This window comes from Bariatricus sp. SGI.161 (assembly GCF_050313695.1).
In the GTDB taxonomy this organism is placed as follows: domain Bacteria; phylum Bacillota; class Clostridia; order Lachnospirales; family Lachnospiraceae; genus JAFBIX01.
The window spans coordinates 20,234-34,157 of the sequence record NZ_JBNPLX010000029.1; the positions used below are offsets into that span (position 1 = coordinate 20,234).

Sequence of the window (13,924 nt, forward strand, 5' to 3'; positions counted from 1 at the left end):
GCTGTGATTATGAAAAAGCAAACGGTTAAAATGATTAAGCAGGCAATTGATTCTTATCCCGGAGGAATTTGTTTTGCAACATTAGACGGACGGGTGATTCTCGTGAATGAGAAAATGAATGAACTTGTGAACGAACTCCTCGGTCATACGATTTTGAATGCAAAAGTCACATGGGAGAAATTGGAACAGTGCACAGATTCGCCTACAAGTAAGAGATTAAATAAGCCGTGGTTCACACAATCTTTGGATGAAACGACAGACAATGATCATCGCCGTATATTTTTTCAATTTGCAGACAAAAGTGTTTGGCGTTTTGAATGGCAGCTTATTGATAAAAATACTGTTCAGATAGAAGCGGCAGAGATTACCAGGCTTTACCAATTAAGTGAAGAACTGCATGAAAATAATGTACGTCTGCATGAAATGCAGGAACGTCAAAAATCTTTATTAGATAATATAGTACAGATTAATCAGAACAAAGAAATTTTAGCGATTAAAATGCGTATTCATGACGAGTTTGGAAATTGCCTGCTTGCGACCCAAAAAGCAATTAGTGAACAAAATTTGCCTGAAAACGTAGAAGAGCTTAGAGAAAACTGGAGTAACACAATCCGCAATTTTTCGAATATTCCTATGATATGGTCTGTTCCAGACGCGGCGCTTCAATCTGAACTCTTACAAGTTGCTGAACTTATAGGATGTAAGGTGAATTTTATTGGAGACCAGCCTGCTGAACGATTGGCACTTAGGCTGGTTTATGCATCTGTGCGTGAAGCTTTGACAAATGCAGTACGTCATGCAGATGCTACGGAACTTACGGTGCAGATAGATAAATCCGTATCTGGTTATCATATAGAAATATCTAGTAATGGAGCTGCTGTGAATTCTGAAATCAAAGAGGGGAATGGTCTTAGTGGATTAAGGAGACGTTTAGAGCAAGAAGGAGCTATACTTAAAATTCTATACAATCCGGGAGTTACACTTGTTGTAGATGTTCCAACAGATGTTATCAAACCACAGAAAGGAGAAAATAAATGATTCAAGTCTTAATTGTGGAAGATTCTCAGATATTCCGTAAAGTTATAGAGAATCAGATTGCTCGGTCAGAACAATATGCACTATATGCTTCCATAGAAAATGCTGCGAATGCGGAGATTGCATGTTTGCGAGGTAAAGTTGATCTTATTCTTATGGATGTATGTACTGCCGATGATGAATCGGGTTTGAAAGCGGCAGCGAAAATCAAGCAATATAATTCAAAAATCAAAATTATTATTATGACATCTATGCCGGAGCACTCTTTCATTCAAAAAGCAAAAAAATATGGTTGCGACGGATTTTGGTATAAAGAATATGAGGATAATTCTCTCATAGAAATTTGTGATCGCGTTCTAAATGGTGAAAAAGTATATCCTGAAAATACGCCAATCATACGAATCGGCTGTGCAGACAATCGTGAATTTACAAATCGTGAATTTCAGATTATTAGAGAACTTACCAAGGGCAGAAAATATGAAGACATAGCGGTAGAACTTGATATTTCTCTAAATACAGTTAAGTATCATATTAAAAATATTTTACAGAAAACAGGTTTTCAAAATACTTTGCAGGTAGTCGCCGAAGTTGTGGAAAGGCGTCTGATTCTTCCTAAGTATTAAAAGGTGAGATACATCGTGTAGATGAAAAACAGATTCCTTGTAACAGGATTAATTGTTTCTGTATGTATTCAGATTATACGCCGCTTACTTTAGATGAGTGGATTGAATTTGACAGAAAACGAAGAGCCGGGAATACGAGGTAGATATTATATCAAAAGATCATTTTATTGTCCCTCGAGATGTCCCTCAGATGTCACCTAAGATGGATCAAATACTCAGATTGTAAATCTGATCCGGAAGAATAGTAAAATGAGTATGGCTATAATGGATATTGGAAATCCATTGAATAAAACCGTAATCTTTTTATCCTGGAGTGATTTTTTTTTTTAGATATGATATACTGAATTATCAGATGTAAGAAGATATGTAAAGAATATTTGAAAAGGTATTAAGAAGAATGGAGAGACGGAATGCTTACAATAATTTATGGCGATACTTCGAACAGCATTTATAATACAAGCGTTTATTTTAAAAACACATATGAACCTGAATGGCTTGAAACAGATCTTGCTAAAAAAATGATTATGGATGTTGATCATTCCGAAGTTTTGAGTGGGGAATGTATTAACAGTCCGGTTCTTGGACAAATTCCACCGGAACGTTTATCGGGTGGAGTGAAAACATTATTATTGATGTTAAACGAACCGGACAAAATATTTAATGCGTCTACCTGTGGAGATAATTGCGCAAAATGGATACTGGAGATTGGTAAACAGCAGGATCTTACAATCAATTTACGCCATATGATGAGTTTTGGAAAAGATACTAAATTTGATATCCAGATAAAAAATGGGGGAGAATTCGTTCATACTATGCGGGAATTAATTCCATTTGCAAGTAAATACTTGAATGAGATGCAATAGGGGTAGCGGATATGAAAGGTTCACATAGAGTAATTATAGAAGCGAAAAGAGTAAAATATGATTTTACCCTGACAAGAAATATCACGATTTTAACAGGAGATAGTGCTTCTGGGAAAACGGTGTTAATTGATTACATTCGTGATTATAGAAGGTATGGTTCTGAAAGTGGCGTAATGGTTTCCTGTGACCGTGAATGCCGAACACTCGATAATGAAGACTGGGAAATGCAGCTAAAAAGAATAACAAACAGTATTATTTTTATTGATGAAGGAAATAGATTTGTCACTTCAAAAGAGTTTGCAAAGCTTGCGCTTGAGTCAGACAATTATTTTGTTCTTGCAACGCGGGAAAAAATGCCTATGCTCCCATATAGTGTACAGGAAATCTACGGATTCCGCGAATCTGGGAAATATCATGAAGCAAAGCAGAAATATAATGAAATGTATCATCTTTATGGTGAGATTTCAGCGCAGAGTTCTATAGAGCCTGAATTAGTAATTACCGAGGACTCAAATTCCGGATATGATTTTTTCGCAAAATTGTCCGAACAGAAAAATGTCAATTGTATTTCTGCAAATGGGAAATCTAATATCATCAAATGCTTGCAGGACAGTGAAAAAACGCAAGGTACACGTTTGATTATAGTGGATGGAGCAGCATTTGGTTCTGAAATGAAAGAGGTATATGAATATTTGAACACAGTTGGTAATGTTGTGCTTTATGCACCAGAATCATTTGAATGGTTATTGCTTTCGTCCAATACTATTCCAAATGCAAATGTTACAGAGATTCTGCAGGAACCGGAGAATTACATAGACAGCAAAAAATATGCAAGTTGGGAAAGATTCTTTACAGCTTTGCTAATAGACATGACCAAAGGTGATCCGGTCTGGTCATATTCTAAGAAAAAAATATCGAGTGTTTATGTATCTTCAAAAGTGATAACTGCTGTGAAAAAAATGATGAAATTAGTTATATGGGATTAGTGTAAAATTGCACAATCCTGTAGTCGACCCCCATAGACAAATCGACAATAACGTTGTATAGTAATAATAGAAATCTGGTCAATTGAATATGTTTATCATTCCTGCTTGTAAGGGGATGGTAGCCGGAACATGATATCTGTTAGTAACAACAGAGCTTTCCCCGGATGTTAGCAGTTGCAAAGAATCTGCTAATTTTCAGGGCTTATCTGGACTTAACAGAAAGGATATTCAGATTACCAGAATTTGATTTGAAAGTGAAAAAAGTCCTTGATAATAAAGGGCTAAACATATCAGTTCTTGACAGGGATTAACAGAACCACAGAGCTCTCCTAAGCACTAGTTGTGAGTTCGATTCTAGCAGGGAACGTTCAAAAAAGCGGTAATGATTAGCAGAAATTGCTAGATCATGAATCGCTTTTTTATTTTATCCGGAAATGATACACGAAGAACAAGGACAGATTCCAGAAGGAAAGCCGGGGAAAGTACAGGAGGATGATAAAAAAATTATGGGGAAGGTGTCTGCGGAAATGCCATATGAATCCAGGTTTTTCTCTGTCGTGTTGAATAATGACGGTGAAATAGTAAATGCCGATACAGGAAAAATTGCCTCTATCGATACATCTACTGCAATGGAATATGCGCAGACTGTGTGGAAAACAGGTAAGACACATGGATTTATGGAAGATTACCGTTATCTTGTCTGTGAATATGGAATGGATTCTAAAGTGCAAATTATTTTTCTGGACAGGGAGCGGGAATTGTCTAACTTTAATAATCTGATTGTAACAGGACTTGGAGTGACCACTCTGGGATTGGGAGCAGTATTTGTCCTGATGGTATTTTTGTCGGCATACATTACAAAACCCTTTGTGGAAAATTATGAGAAGCAGAAGCGGTTTATTACAGACGCCGGGCATGAGCTGAAGACACCTCTGACAATTATTGATGCGGATGCAGAAGTGTTGGAGATGGACCTGGGAGAGAATGAGTGGCTAAGTGATATTCAAAATCAGACCAAACGTCTGGCAGACTTGACCAATGATCTGATCCTTCTTTCCCGTATGGAAGAAAGCAGAACAGCAATGACCATGGTGGATTTTCCATTTTCGGATATGGTAGAAGAAACCGTGAATACATATCAGTCCCTGGCAAAGACACAGAATAAGATATTGACAAGTGAGATCACACCGATGATTTCCATATGTGGTGATGAGAAGGCGCTGAGTCGTCTTGTAACAATTCTTTTAGATAATGCGGTGAAGTATTCAGGAGATGGAGGACGGATTAAGGTATGCCTGGAAAAAGAGAGGAAGAGGATTCGCCTGTCTGTTTACAATACGACAGAATCTATTTCGCGGGAACAACTGGATCATTTGTTTGATAGATTTTATCGTGCAGACAGTTCCAGAAATTCTCAGACAGGAGGATACGGATTGGGGCTTTCCATCGCTGCAGCGACAGTAGAGGCACATAAAGGGAAGATCGTTGCATCGACAGAGGATGAGAGATCGTTGATGATTACGGTGATATTTCCCATAAGTTAAAATTCGAGATTATTGAAAAACAATGCTTCGGGTGGATTTCCCATCCGGGCATTTTTTATAGAGACTTTTAAGTTAATTTAAGGAAGTTTCGTTATAGTAATATCTGTAAATAATCAAAGGAGCAAATGACATGACATATCAGATGACTTTTAAACGCTATGAATTGAAGTATATGATAAACCGGCAGCAGAAAGAAAATATGTTGCAAAGTATGGAAGCTTATATGAAGCTAGATCAGTACAAAAGGACAACAATACGGAACATTTATTTTGACACAGAGACATACCGGCTGGCTCGTCATTCACTGGAAAAACCGACTTACAAAGAAAAGCTTCGGGTGAGAAGTTACTGTCCGGCAAGTGAAGATACTCCGGTATTTGTAGAACTGAAGAAAAAATACAAGCATGTGGTGTATAAGCGAAGGCTGGTTTGTCCGGAAGCAGAAGTAATGAATTGCTTATGTAACGGAAATCCACTTCCCGACCATTCACAGATTGGCAATGAGCTCCGATATTTTTGGGAATATTATAAAACTCTTCACCCGACGGTTTTTTTATCCTATGAAAGAGAGGCCTATTATGCACTTGATGGAAGTGATTTTCGGGTAACGTTTGATGAAAATATTTTATACCGGGAAGATGATCTGTCTCTTGGAAGTGATTTTTATGGAACTTCGATTTTGGAACAGGGGCAGACTTTGATGGAGATTAAGACATCTGGGGGAATCCCGCTGTGGATGAGTGAGGCGTTGACCAGAAACCATTTGTATAAAATATCATTTTCAAAATATGGAACAGCCTATCAGCAGATGAAGGGAGGAATTCAATATGCTTGATACAATATTTCGGGAGTTTTTGATACAGATATGACAAGCGTGATTGGACTGTCTGATTTCTTACTATGTGTAGGCAGTGCACTGATTATTGGCCTTATTCTGACAGGAAGCTATATGTGGAAAACACGTTATACGAAGAGCTTTGTTGCAACACTGGCAATGCTTCCGGCTATTGTATGTGTAGTGATTATGATGGTCAATGGAAATGTAGGTGCCGGTGTGGCTGTAGCAGGAGCATTCAGTCTGGTTCGTTTCCGTTCGTTTCCGGGTTCTGCAAAGGAAATCGGTGCAATTTTTCTTGCCATGGGAACCGGACTTGTAGTTGGAATGGGTTATATCGGATATGCTTTTTTGATAGCAATGATTTTTGGTGGTATGACGCTTTTATATAATTATCTGGACTTCGGCACTGGAAAGAGAATGGCGCTTTATAAGACGCTACATATTACTATTCCAGAGGATTTAGATTATACAGGAGTATTTGATGAGATATTAAAAAGATACACAGAAGAGTGCGAACTAATTCAGGTGAAGACGACCAATATGGGAAGCTTATTTCGATTGACATATAATCTGAAATTAAAGATGGCAAGTGAAGAAAAGAATTTGATTGATGAACTTCGTTGTCGAAATGGAAATCTGGAGATTACAGTATCGAAACTGGAAAATGGAGATGAAAGATGACGGTGCACCTAAACAAGATGGACGAATGAAAGGTGGAGGTGCACCTGAACAGAATAGATAAACTTTATTTTAACACTGCTGAGTGTTCCTTTATAAACTTTTTCATAGCCTGGAAACTTTCATCGCTGATCTGATGTTCCATCTCACAGGCATCTTCAGAAGCTGTCTGGGGATCTACACCAAGAGAGATCAGCCAGTCAGAGAGTACCTGATGACGCTCATATACACTGGTGGCAATCTGCATGCCCTTATCTGTCAGAGTAATAAAACCAGCCTGGTTTACTTCTATACAGCCATTTTCACGCAGATGTTTCATAGCAACACTGACGCTTGGTTTTGAAAAATTCAACTCAACCGCTATGTCAATGGAACGAACAACTGGTAACTTTTTGCTTAATAACAATATAGTTTCCAGATAATCTTCAGAAGATCTATTGTGACGCATAATAATACCTTTCTATTTTCTGTTAATATATACCATTTAAGTTTGTTCTATTATATCAGTAGAAACAGAAAAATTCAAGACTGTATAGTCTTGACGAATTTTGGTTAGCGTGGTATAACTTTAATTGAAAATAATTATCATGTACATATATGGAGGTGTTACAAATGACACTTAAGAATCTGAGAATCGGAGAAAGTGCTGTTATTACGAAAGTAGGCGGAGAAGGAGCTCTAAGACAGCATTTCCTGGATATGGGTGTGATTCCGGGGGCGGAAGTTACAGTTGTAAAGTTTGCGCCTATGGGAGATCCGATGGAATTACAGATTCACGGATATGAGTTGACACTTCGTCTTGCAGATGCAGATCAGATTGACATTCAGCCGATTGAAGAACGAACGAATAAGCATAGCCGTATTGATAAAATATATCCTACGGATCATCCGGGATTGGGAGAAGATGGTAAATATCACGCCAAGGATGACGGAGATCCATTGCCGGATGGAACGGTTCTTACCTATGCCCTTGTAGGAAATCAGAATTGTGGAAAGACGACATTATTCAATCAATTGACAGGAGCTAACCAACATGTGGGTAATTTTCCTGGGGTTACAGTAGATCGCAAAGATGGTCCAATTAAAGGACATCCAAACACGAGAGTTACAGATCTTCCGGGAATATATTCCATGTCTCCTTATTCAAGTGAAGAGATTGTTTCCAGAAATTTCGTTCTTGGCGATAAACCGAAAGCAATCATTAATATTGTTGATGCAACGAATATTGAGAGAAATCTATATCTGACGATGCAGCTTCTGGAGATGAATATTCCTATGGTTGTTGCCCTTAATATGATGGATGAAGTCATGAATAACAACGGTGCCATAGATATCAATGGAATGGAATCCTTACTGGGAGTTCCGGTCATTCCAATCTCTGCTGCCAAGAATGAAGGTGTCCGGGAATTAATCGAACATGCAGTACATATCGCACAGTATCAGGAGCGCCCACAGAAACAGGATTTCTGTAGTAAAGACGATCATGGTGGTGCCATCCATCGTGCCATTCATGCGGTGGAATCTGTAATAGAAGATCATACAGAGAGAGCCGGACTTCCCCTCCGCTTTTCTGCAACTAAGGTTATCGAGGGAGATTCATTGATTTTGAATCAGCTTCAGCTGGATCAGAATGAAAAGGATATGATCGAGCATATTGTAGTACAGATGGAAAAAGAAGGCGGAATGGATCGAAGTGCTGCAATGGCGGATATGCGTTTTGACTTTATTGAGTATGTCTGTGAACGTACGGTTAAGAAACCAAAAGAGAGTAAAGAGCGGATCCGTTCAGAAAAGATTGACCGTATTCTTACGGGAAAATGGACCGCGATCCCTTGCTTTATCGCTATCATGGGGGCTGTCTTCTTCCTGACTTTTAACGTAATCGGTGCGTTTTTACAAGGACTTTTGGAGACTGGTATTGATGCACTAACGGAAGTTGTGGATCAGTGGATGACTGCGGCTCATGTGAATCAGGCTCTCCATGGCCTGGTGATTGACGGTATCTTTGGCGGTGTCGGAAGTGTACTTAGTTTTCTCCCGATCGTAGTGACTTTGTTCTTCTTCTTGTCTATTATGGAAGATAGTGGTTATGTAGCACGAGTTGCTTTCTTCATGGATAAATTATTGAGAAAGATTGGACTGTCAGGACGAAGTATTGTTCCGATGTTGATTGGATTTGGATGTACCGTTCCTGCCGTAATGGCAACGAGAACACTGCCAAGTAAACGAGACCGTAAGATGACGATCCTTTTGACTCCATTTATGAGTTGTACAGCGAAGCTTCCAATCTATGCTTTCTTTGTCAGTGCATTTTTCCCGGGTAAGGGTGGATTTATTATGACGGGGCTGTATGTTCTGGGAATTGTTGTCGGAATTCTGGTTTCACTCTTGTTTAAAAATACATTGTTTAAAGGTGAAGCCGTTCCGTTTGTTATGGAGTTGCCAAATTATCGTATGCCGGGTGTAAAAAATGTTGCACAGTTATTGTGGGAAAAGGCTAAGGATTTCTTAAGCAAAGCATTCAGTGTCATTCTGATTGCAACGATTGTGGTATGGTTCCTGCAGAGTTTTGACCTTCAGCTAAATATGGTAGAAGATTCTTCCAACAGTCTGATGGCTATTATATCCGGATGGATTGCACCGATTATGAGACCTCTCGGATTAGGAGACTGGCGTATCGTAACTTCGCTGATCAGTGGATTTATGGCAAAAGAGAGCGTGGTATCCACGATGGAAATTCTGTTCGGCGGTGGCGTTGAGACTGCAATTTCAACTGTATCTGCAGCAACAATGTTGGTATTTTCTTTGTTGTATACGCCTTGCGTTGCGGCAATCGCGTCTATCAGGCGAGAGCTTGGATCAAGATGGGCTGTAGGCGTTGTCTTCTGGCAGTGTGTAGTTGCATGGATCATCGCGTTTATTGCACATTTCATCTGTATTGCAGTTGGATTATAAAGTAGGAGGTGCGATATGAATATAGCAGATATAGTTGTCTTTCTGGCAGTCGCCGTGGTTGTGGTCATTGCGGTTGTGATCATGAGAAGAAATAAGAAAAATGGGAAAAGCAGCTGTGGATGTGACTGTGGGCACTGTAGTCAGAGCTGTCAGAGAAAATAAATAATTATAATCCGTAGTATTTCTGCAGATATTGCAGGGAATGCTACGGATTATTTTTATTTGAAAGGATTTGGCATATTTACAGTCAGGATCTTGGTAATCTGAGTTCCGCAGTTGGTCCAGTTATGCTTCTTGGTAGAATCAAGCTGGACGCTGTCTCCCGGATACATAATATATTCATCTTCCTCCACATATAATTTTAGAACACCCTCAAGGACATAGATGAATTCTTCTCCTTCGTGAGCATATAATTCTATGTTCTCATCCGCTCCGATATGGGGCATGAGATGATAGAGTCGTGGGAGATAGGAAAAGTTCTTGGCATTCTGACTTAAAGTATATTGAATGATCTGGTCGCTGACCTTATCACAGCTGGCATCGTAGATTCTTGTGACTGGTGAGGCAGAAGGAGAGGATTCTTCTTCACGGAAAAAATCGATAAATTCCATGCCAAGAACATCTGTGATCTTATGCAGTGAGTCAATGGCAATCTGGGAAAGCCCTCGCTCGAACTGAGACAGATATCCGATTGAAAAACCCGTTGCAGTACTTAATTGCTGTAATGTCATTCCCTGTTTCAGACGCTCTTGCTTAATCGTATTTCCGATTTCCTGAATACTTTTCATAGTAACACCTCGTTTTCATATTTATATAAAATGTGTAGATTTTATAGCGATATTTTCATTATATTGTAATTTGTGAAAATAATCAACTTAAAACAATGAATATTTAGAGATAATGCACAAAAAATATGCATCAGATTTATGAAAAAAGACCTGATAAAATATGTTGAAAATTTAACAATAATACTGTATTATGAAAATAGGGAAGAAAAATCGAATAATATTTCATGATTATGAAAATGGAGGAGACGAGATGTCGCTGATAACGAATGTTCAGAAGTTTTCTATCCATGATGGTGACGGAATTCGTACATCTGTATTTTTTAAAGGCTGCCCTTTGAAATGTGAATGGTGTCACAATCCAGAGACTCAGCGGTTTGAAAAAGAGATGCAGTGTGACAAGGAGAAGTGTGTTGGCTGCGGAACTTGTGCAAAAGTATGTCCGAATGGGGCAATATCCATGGAGAATGGAAAGCCAGAGATGAAGAAAGATGCGTGTACATTCTGTGGAAAATGTGTAAACTTCTGTCCAATAGGAATCCGTGAGATTATAGGACGGGAATATTCTGTAAAAGAGCTGATAAAAGAGCTTATGAAGGATCAGATGTTTTATGAAGAATCTGGCGGTGGCGTGACACTTTCCGGCGGAGAAGTCATGGCAATGGATATAGACTATATACTGGCAATTGCAAAAGAGATAAAACGCCAGGATGTTACACTTACGATTGACACATGTGGATATGTTCCATATGAGAAGTTTCAGGCAATCCTTCCTTATGTTCATACATTTCTTTATGATGTGAAGGTCATGGATCCAAAACTTCATAAAAAGTATATCGGAGTGGATAATCAATTGATTCTTGATAATCTGATTCGTCTTGCAGCGGATGGAGCAAGAATATATATTAGAATTCCAACAATAAAAGAAGTAAATGGTAATGAAAAAAACATGAAAGAAACGATAGCGTTTCTGAAAGAACATGATATTCATCCGGCTCAGATTAATCTGCTTCCGTATCATGACACAGGAAGCGGAAAGTATTCCAAGCTGGATATGGAATATAAGGGAACAGATTTACATGCACCGGAGAAGGAAGAGATGGAGAGCTTCGTCAGACTCTTCGTAGAATCCGGATTCCAGAACACAAAAATAGGAGGGTAAACATATGGCAAAATTACGTGGTATGAATGAAAGAATTCAGAAACTTCGGGAAATCAGTGTGACGACACCTGTTCACATTGATCTTGAGAGAGCAAAGATCGAGACTGATTTCTACAAAGAAAATGACGGCAGATATTCAATCCCGGTTATGAGAGCAATGGTTCTGAAAGAATATTTTTCCAAGAAGACCTTGTATCTGGGAGACGGAGAGCTGATCGTCGGCGAAAAAGGTAAGGATCCGCAGGCATCACCTACATTCCCGGAACTTTGCTGTCACAGTGTTGAGGATATGGTAGTCATGAGTGAACGTGAACTGGTATCCTTCCATACAACAGAAGAAGACAGAAAGCTTCAGGCAGAGGAGATCATTCCATACTGGAAGGGAAGAAGTATGAGAGAGAAGATTCTTTCAAGAATGACTCCGGAATGGCAGGAATGCTACAGTGCAGGTATGTTTACAGAATTTATGGAGCAGAGAGGTCCGGGACATACTTGTGGTGGTGAGCAGGTATTTACTACCGGATATATGGATTATAAAGAGAAGATTCATAAGACAATGGATGAACTGGATTATATCAATGATCCGGAAGCAGTGAATAAATGTGAAGAGCTGAAGGCTATGGACATCTCCTGTGATGCAGTAATCATTCTGGGAGAGCGTTATCATAAGCTTGCGCTTGAGATGGCAGAGAAAGAGGAAAATGAGACCAGAAAGGCAGAACTTCTTCAGATTGCAGCGAACCTGGAGGTTGTTCCGGCACACAAGCCTCAGACTTTCTGGCAGGCAATTCAGTTATACTGGTTCACACACCTTGCAGTTACAACTGAGCTGAATCCATGGGATGCATTTAGCCCGGGAAGACTTGATCAGCATCTGAACCCATATTATGAGAGAGATGTGGAGGCAGGTATTCTGGATGACGAGAAGGCTCTGGAACTTCTGGAATGTCTGTGGGTGAAGTTCTACAACCAGCCTGCACCGGTAAAAGTAGGTATCACATTAAAGGAAAGTGCTACTTATACAGACTTTGCGAACATCAATACCGGCGGTGTTACACCGGACGGACGCAATGGTGTTAATAATGTAAGTTACCTGATTCTGGATTGTATGGATGAGATGAAGCTGGTTCAGCCAAACTCTAACGTAACGATCAGTAAGAAGACACCGGCCAAGTTCTTAAAGAGAGCATGTGAGATCTCAAGAAAAGGATGGGGACAGCCTGCATTCTATAACACAGAAGCTCAGATCATGGAGCTGATCAATGCAGGAAAGAGCCTGGAAGATGCAAGACGCGGTGGTTCTTCAGGTTGTGTAGAGACCGGAGCATGGGGAAGCGAAGCTTATATCCTTACCGGTTATCTGAATATCCCGAAGGTATTCCAGCTGACACTGTTTAATGGATATGATGAATATTCTGGAAAGCAGATTGGATTGCCACTTGGATATGCTAAGGACTTTAAGACCTATGATGAACTCTGGGCTGCATTTAAGAAGCAGTTAGAGCACATTGTAAATATCAAGATCCGTGGTAATAACGTTATCGAGCAGTTATATGCACAGGAGATGCCGGCACCATGCCTGTCTGTTGTAACCAACGACTGTATCTCTAATGCAAAAGACTACAATGCAGGCGGCGCAAGATACAATACAAACTATATTCAGGGCGTAGGTATCGGTACGGTTACAGACTGTCTTGCTGCTGTAAAATATAATGTATATGACAATCACAACTTCACGATGGAAGAGTTGATTGAAGCTATGGAGCATGACTTTGAAGGATATGATGCAATCTATCGTATGGTTCATGACAGAACTCCAAAATATGGAAATGATGATGACTATGCAGATGACATTATGCAGGAAGTATTTGAATTATACAGAAGCACCATCACAGGACGTCCGAACATGAAGGGTGGAAAATATGGTGTAGATATGCTTCCTACTACCTGTCATGTATACTTTGGTGATGTAATTCTGGCAACTCCAAATGGAAGAAAAGCACATAAACCAGTATCTGAAGGTATTTCTCCAGAGAAATCCGCAGACACCAATGGACCGACAGCAGTTATCAAGTCCTGTGCAAAGATGGATCATCTGGCAACAGCAGGTACTCTTCTGAATCAGAAGTTTACACCAAATGTTGTGGCTGGAGAAGAAGGCCTGAATAATATGGCCAGTCTGATTCGTTCATACTTCTCCATGGATGGACATCATATTCAGTTCAACGTTATTGATAAACAGACATTGATTGATGCTCAGAATCATCCAGAAGATTATAAAGATCTGATCGTTCGTGTTGCAGGATACAGTGATTTCTTCCGTAACCTGGATAAACCACTGCAGGATGAGATCATCAACCGTACAGAACAATCATTTGATTAATTAAAACTTGACAATTTCATTAATTTGTGTAGAATTATGAAACATAAGGACAAGGTGGTCAACATCTTGTCC

At 39.4% G+C, this 13,924-nt stretch carries 14 protein-coding genes and 1 pseudogene; 13 read left to right on the forward strand and 2 right to left on the reverse strand.

Translation table 11 applies throughout. From position 1 onward, the window contains the following. Positions 1-9 precede the first annotated feature (9 nt). The 9 genes and pseudogenes from ACQRBH_RS14235 to ACQRBH_RS14275 all read left to right on the forward strand — a co-directional run bounded on the left by ACQRBH_RS14235 (position 10) and on the right by ACQRBH_RS14275 (position 6,570). A complete protein-coding gene (locus ACQRBH_RS14235) occupies positions 10-1,038 on the forward strand; it encodes a sensor histidine kinase (protein ID WP_427744455.1) in 1,029 nt (342 codons plus the stop codon). Beyond that, the gene (locus tag ACQRBH_RS14240; protein WP_297872953.1) at positions 1,035-1,658 is read left to right on the forward strand and encodes a response regulator transcription factor; all 624 of its coding nucleotides are present in this window, start codon (positions 1,035-1,037) and stop codon (positions 1,656-1,658) included. The genes ACQRBH_RS14235 and ACQRBH_RS14240 overlap by 4 nt, the downstream gene beginning before the upstream one ends. A 32-nt stretch (positions 1,659-1,690) precedes the next feature. Continuing rightward, positions 1,691-1,801: pseudogene (locus tag ACQRBH_RS14245) on the forward strand (phosphoesterase); the annotation flags it as partial. A 267-nt stretch (positions 1,802-2,068) separates the two neighbouring features. After that, positions 2,069-2,521: a DUF4869 domain-containing protein gene (locus ACQRBH_RS14250; protein ID WP_297872954.1), complete on the forward strand. Its 453-nt coding sequence runs from the start codon at positions 2,069-2,071 to the stop codon at positions 2,519-2,521. 11 nt (positions 2,522-2,532) lie between these two features. Then, positions 2,533-3,507 carry a hypothetical protein gene (locus tag ACQRBH_RS14255; RefSeq protein ID WP_297872955.1) on the forward strand — a complete coding sequence of 325 codons (975 nt, stop codon included), beginning with the start codon at positions 2,533-2,535 and terminating at the stop codon, positions 3,505-3,507. Positions 3,508-3,671: 164 nt separating this feature from the next. Then, the gene (locus tag ACQRBH_RS14260; RefSeq protein ID WP_297935352.1) at positions 3,672-3,818 is read left to right on the forward strand and encodes a hypothetical protein; all 147 of its coding nucleotides are present in this window, start codon (positions 3,672-3,674) and stop codon (positions 3,816-3,818) included. A gap of 195 nt (positions 3,819-4,013) precedes the next feature. Continuing rightward, on the forward strand, positions 4,014-5,051 hold the full coding sequence (locus tag ACQRBH_RS14265; protein WP_427744453.1) for a sensor histidine kinase: 1,038 nt from the start codon (positions 4,014-4,016) through the stop codon (positions 5,049-5,051). 130 nt (positions 5,052-5,181) lie between these two features. Further along, the gene (locus ACQRBH_RS14270) at positions 5,182-5,886 is read left to right on the forward strand and encodes a polyphosphate polymerase domain-containing protein (protein WP_427762215.1); all 705 of its coding nucleotides are present in this window, start codon (positions 5,182-5,184) and stop codon (positions 5,884-5,886) included. 30 nt (positions 5,887-5,916) lie between these two features. Then, complete coding sequence (locus ACQRBH_RS14275; RefSeq protein ID WP_427762216.1) at positions 5,917-6,570, forward strand: DUF4956 domain-containing protein; 654 nt, start codon at positions 5,917-5,919, stop codon at positions 6,568-6,570. A gap of 64 nt (positions 6,571-6,634) precedes the next feature. Here the strand turns inward: ACQRBH_RS14275 and ACQRBH_RS14280 are convergent, their stop codons facing one another. After that, the gene (locus tag ACQRBH_RS14280; protein ID WP_235234240.1) at positions 6,635-7,015 is read right to left on the reverse strand and encodes a metal-dependent transcriptional regulator; all 381 of its coding nucleotides are present in this window, start codon (positions 7,013-7,015) and stop codon (positions 6,635-6,637) included. Positions 7,016-7,179: 164 nt separating this feature from the next. On the opposite strand from ACQRBH_RS14280, the gene feoB reads away from it, so the two are divergent. Together feoB and ACQRBH_RS14290 are read left to right on the forward strand one after the other, a co-directional pair. Then, positions 7,180-9,522 (forward strand): ferrous iron transport protein B, encoded by a 2,343-nt coding sequence (gene feoB / locus ACQRBH_RS14285; RefSeq protein ID WP_427762218.1) that lies wholly within the window; start codon positions 7,180-7,182, stop codon positions 9,520-9,522. Between the two features lie 15 nt (positions 9,523-9,537). Then, positions 9,538-9,684 carry a FeoB-associated Cys-rich membrane protein gene (locus ACQRBH_RS14290; RefSeq protein ID WP_427762219.1) on the forward strand — a complete coding sequence of 49 codons (147 nt, stop codon included), beginning with the start codon at positions 9,538-9,540 and terminating at the stop codon, positions 9,682-9,684. Positions 9,685-9,740: 56 nt separating this feature from the next. Here the strand turns inward: ACQRBH_RS14290 and ACQRBH_RS14295 are convergent, their stop codons facing one another. Then, on the reverse strand, positions 9,741-10,310 hold the full coding sequence (locus tag ACQRBH_RS14295) for a helix-turn-helix domain-containing protein (RefSeq protein ID WP_427762221.1): 570 nt from the start codon (positions 10,308-10,310) through the stop codon (positions 9,741-9,743). Between the two features lie 250 nt (positions 10,311-10,560). Here ACQRBH_RS14295 and ACQRBH_RS14300 point away from each other — a divergent pair, with 250 nt between their 5' ends. Next, complete coding sequence (locus ACQRBH_RS14300; RefSeq protein WP_427762223.1) at positions 10,561-11,469, forward strand: trans-4-hydroxy-L-proline dehydratase activase; 909 nt, start codon at positions 10,561-10,563, stop codon at positions 11,467-11,469. Positions 11,470-11,473: 4 nt separating this feature from the next. Next, a complete protein-coding gene (hypD, locus tag ACQRBH_RS14305; protein ID WP_427762224.1) occupies positions 11,474-13,852 on the forward strand; it encodes a trans-4-hydroxy-L-proline dehydratase in 2,379 nt (792 codons plus the stop codon). Positions 13,853-13,924: the final 72 nt, after the last annotated feature.

Excerpts from the sequence above, each read along its gene's own strand:
- ACQRBH_RS14235 (WP_427744455.1), top strand. The coding sequence starts at position 10 with ATGAAAAAGCAAACGGTTAAAATGATTAAGCAGGCAATTGATTCTTAT.
- ACQRBH_RS14240 (WP_297872953.1), top strand. The coding sequence starts at position 1,035 with ATGATTCAAGTCTTAATTGTGGAAGATTCTCAGATATTCCGTAAAGTT.
- ACQRBH_RS14250 (WP_297872954.1), top strand. The coding sequence starts at position 2,069 with ATGCTTACAATAATTTATGGCGATACTTCGAACAGCATTTATAATACA.
- ACQRBH_RS14255 (WP_297872955.1), top strand. The coding sequence starts at position 2,533 with ATGAAAGGTTCACATAGAGTAATTATAGAAGCGAAAAGAGTAAAATAT.
- ACQRBH_RS14260 (WP_297935352.1), top strand. The coding sequence starts at position 3,672 with ATGTTAGCAGTTGCAAAGAATCTGCTAATTTTCAGGGCTTATCTGGAC.
- ACQRBH_RS14265 (WP_427744453.1), top strand. The coding sequence starts at position 4,014 with ATGGGGAAGGTGTCTGCGGAAATGCCATATGAATCCAGGTTTTTCTCT.
- ACQRBH_RS14270 (WP_427762215.1), top strand. The coding sequence starts at position 5,182 with ATGACATATCAGATGACTTTTAAACGCTATGAATTGAAGTATATGATA.
- ACQRBH_RS14275 (WP_427762216.1), top strand. The coding sequence starts at position 5,917 with ATGACAAGCGTGATTGGACTGTCTGATTTCTTACTATGTGTAGGCAGT.
- ACQRBH_RS14280 (WP_235234240.1), bottom strand. The coding sequence starts at position 7,015 with ATGCGTCACAATAGATCTTCTGAAGATTATCTGGAAACTATATTGTTA.
- feoB (WP_427762218.1), top strand. The coding sequence starts at position 7,180 with ATGACACTTAAGAATCTGAGAATCGGAGAAAGTGCTGTTATTACGAAA.
- ACQRBH_RS14290 (WP_427762219.1), top strand. The coding sequence starts at position 9,538 with ATGAATATAGCAGATATAGTTGTCTTTCTGGCAGTCGCCGTGGTTGTG.
- ACQRBH_RS14295 (WP_427762221.1), bottom strand. The coding sequence starts at position 10,310 with ATGAAAAGTATTCAGGAAATCGGAAATACGATTAAGCAAGAGCGTCTG.
- ACQRBH_RS14300 (WP_427762223.1), top strand. The coding sequence starts at position 10,561 with ATGTCGCTGATAACGAATGTTCAGAAGTTTTCTATCCATGATGGTGAC.
- hypD (WP_427762224.1), top strand. The coding sequence starts at position 11,474 with ATGGCAAAATTACGTGGTATGAATGAAAGAATTCAGAAACTTCGGGAA.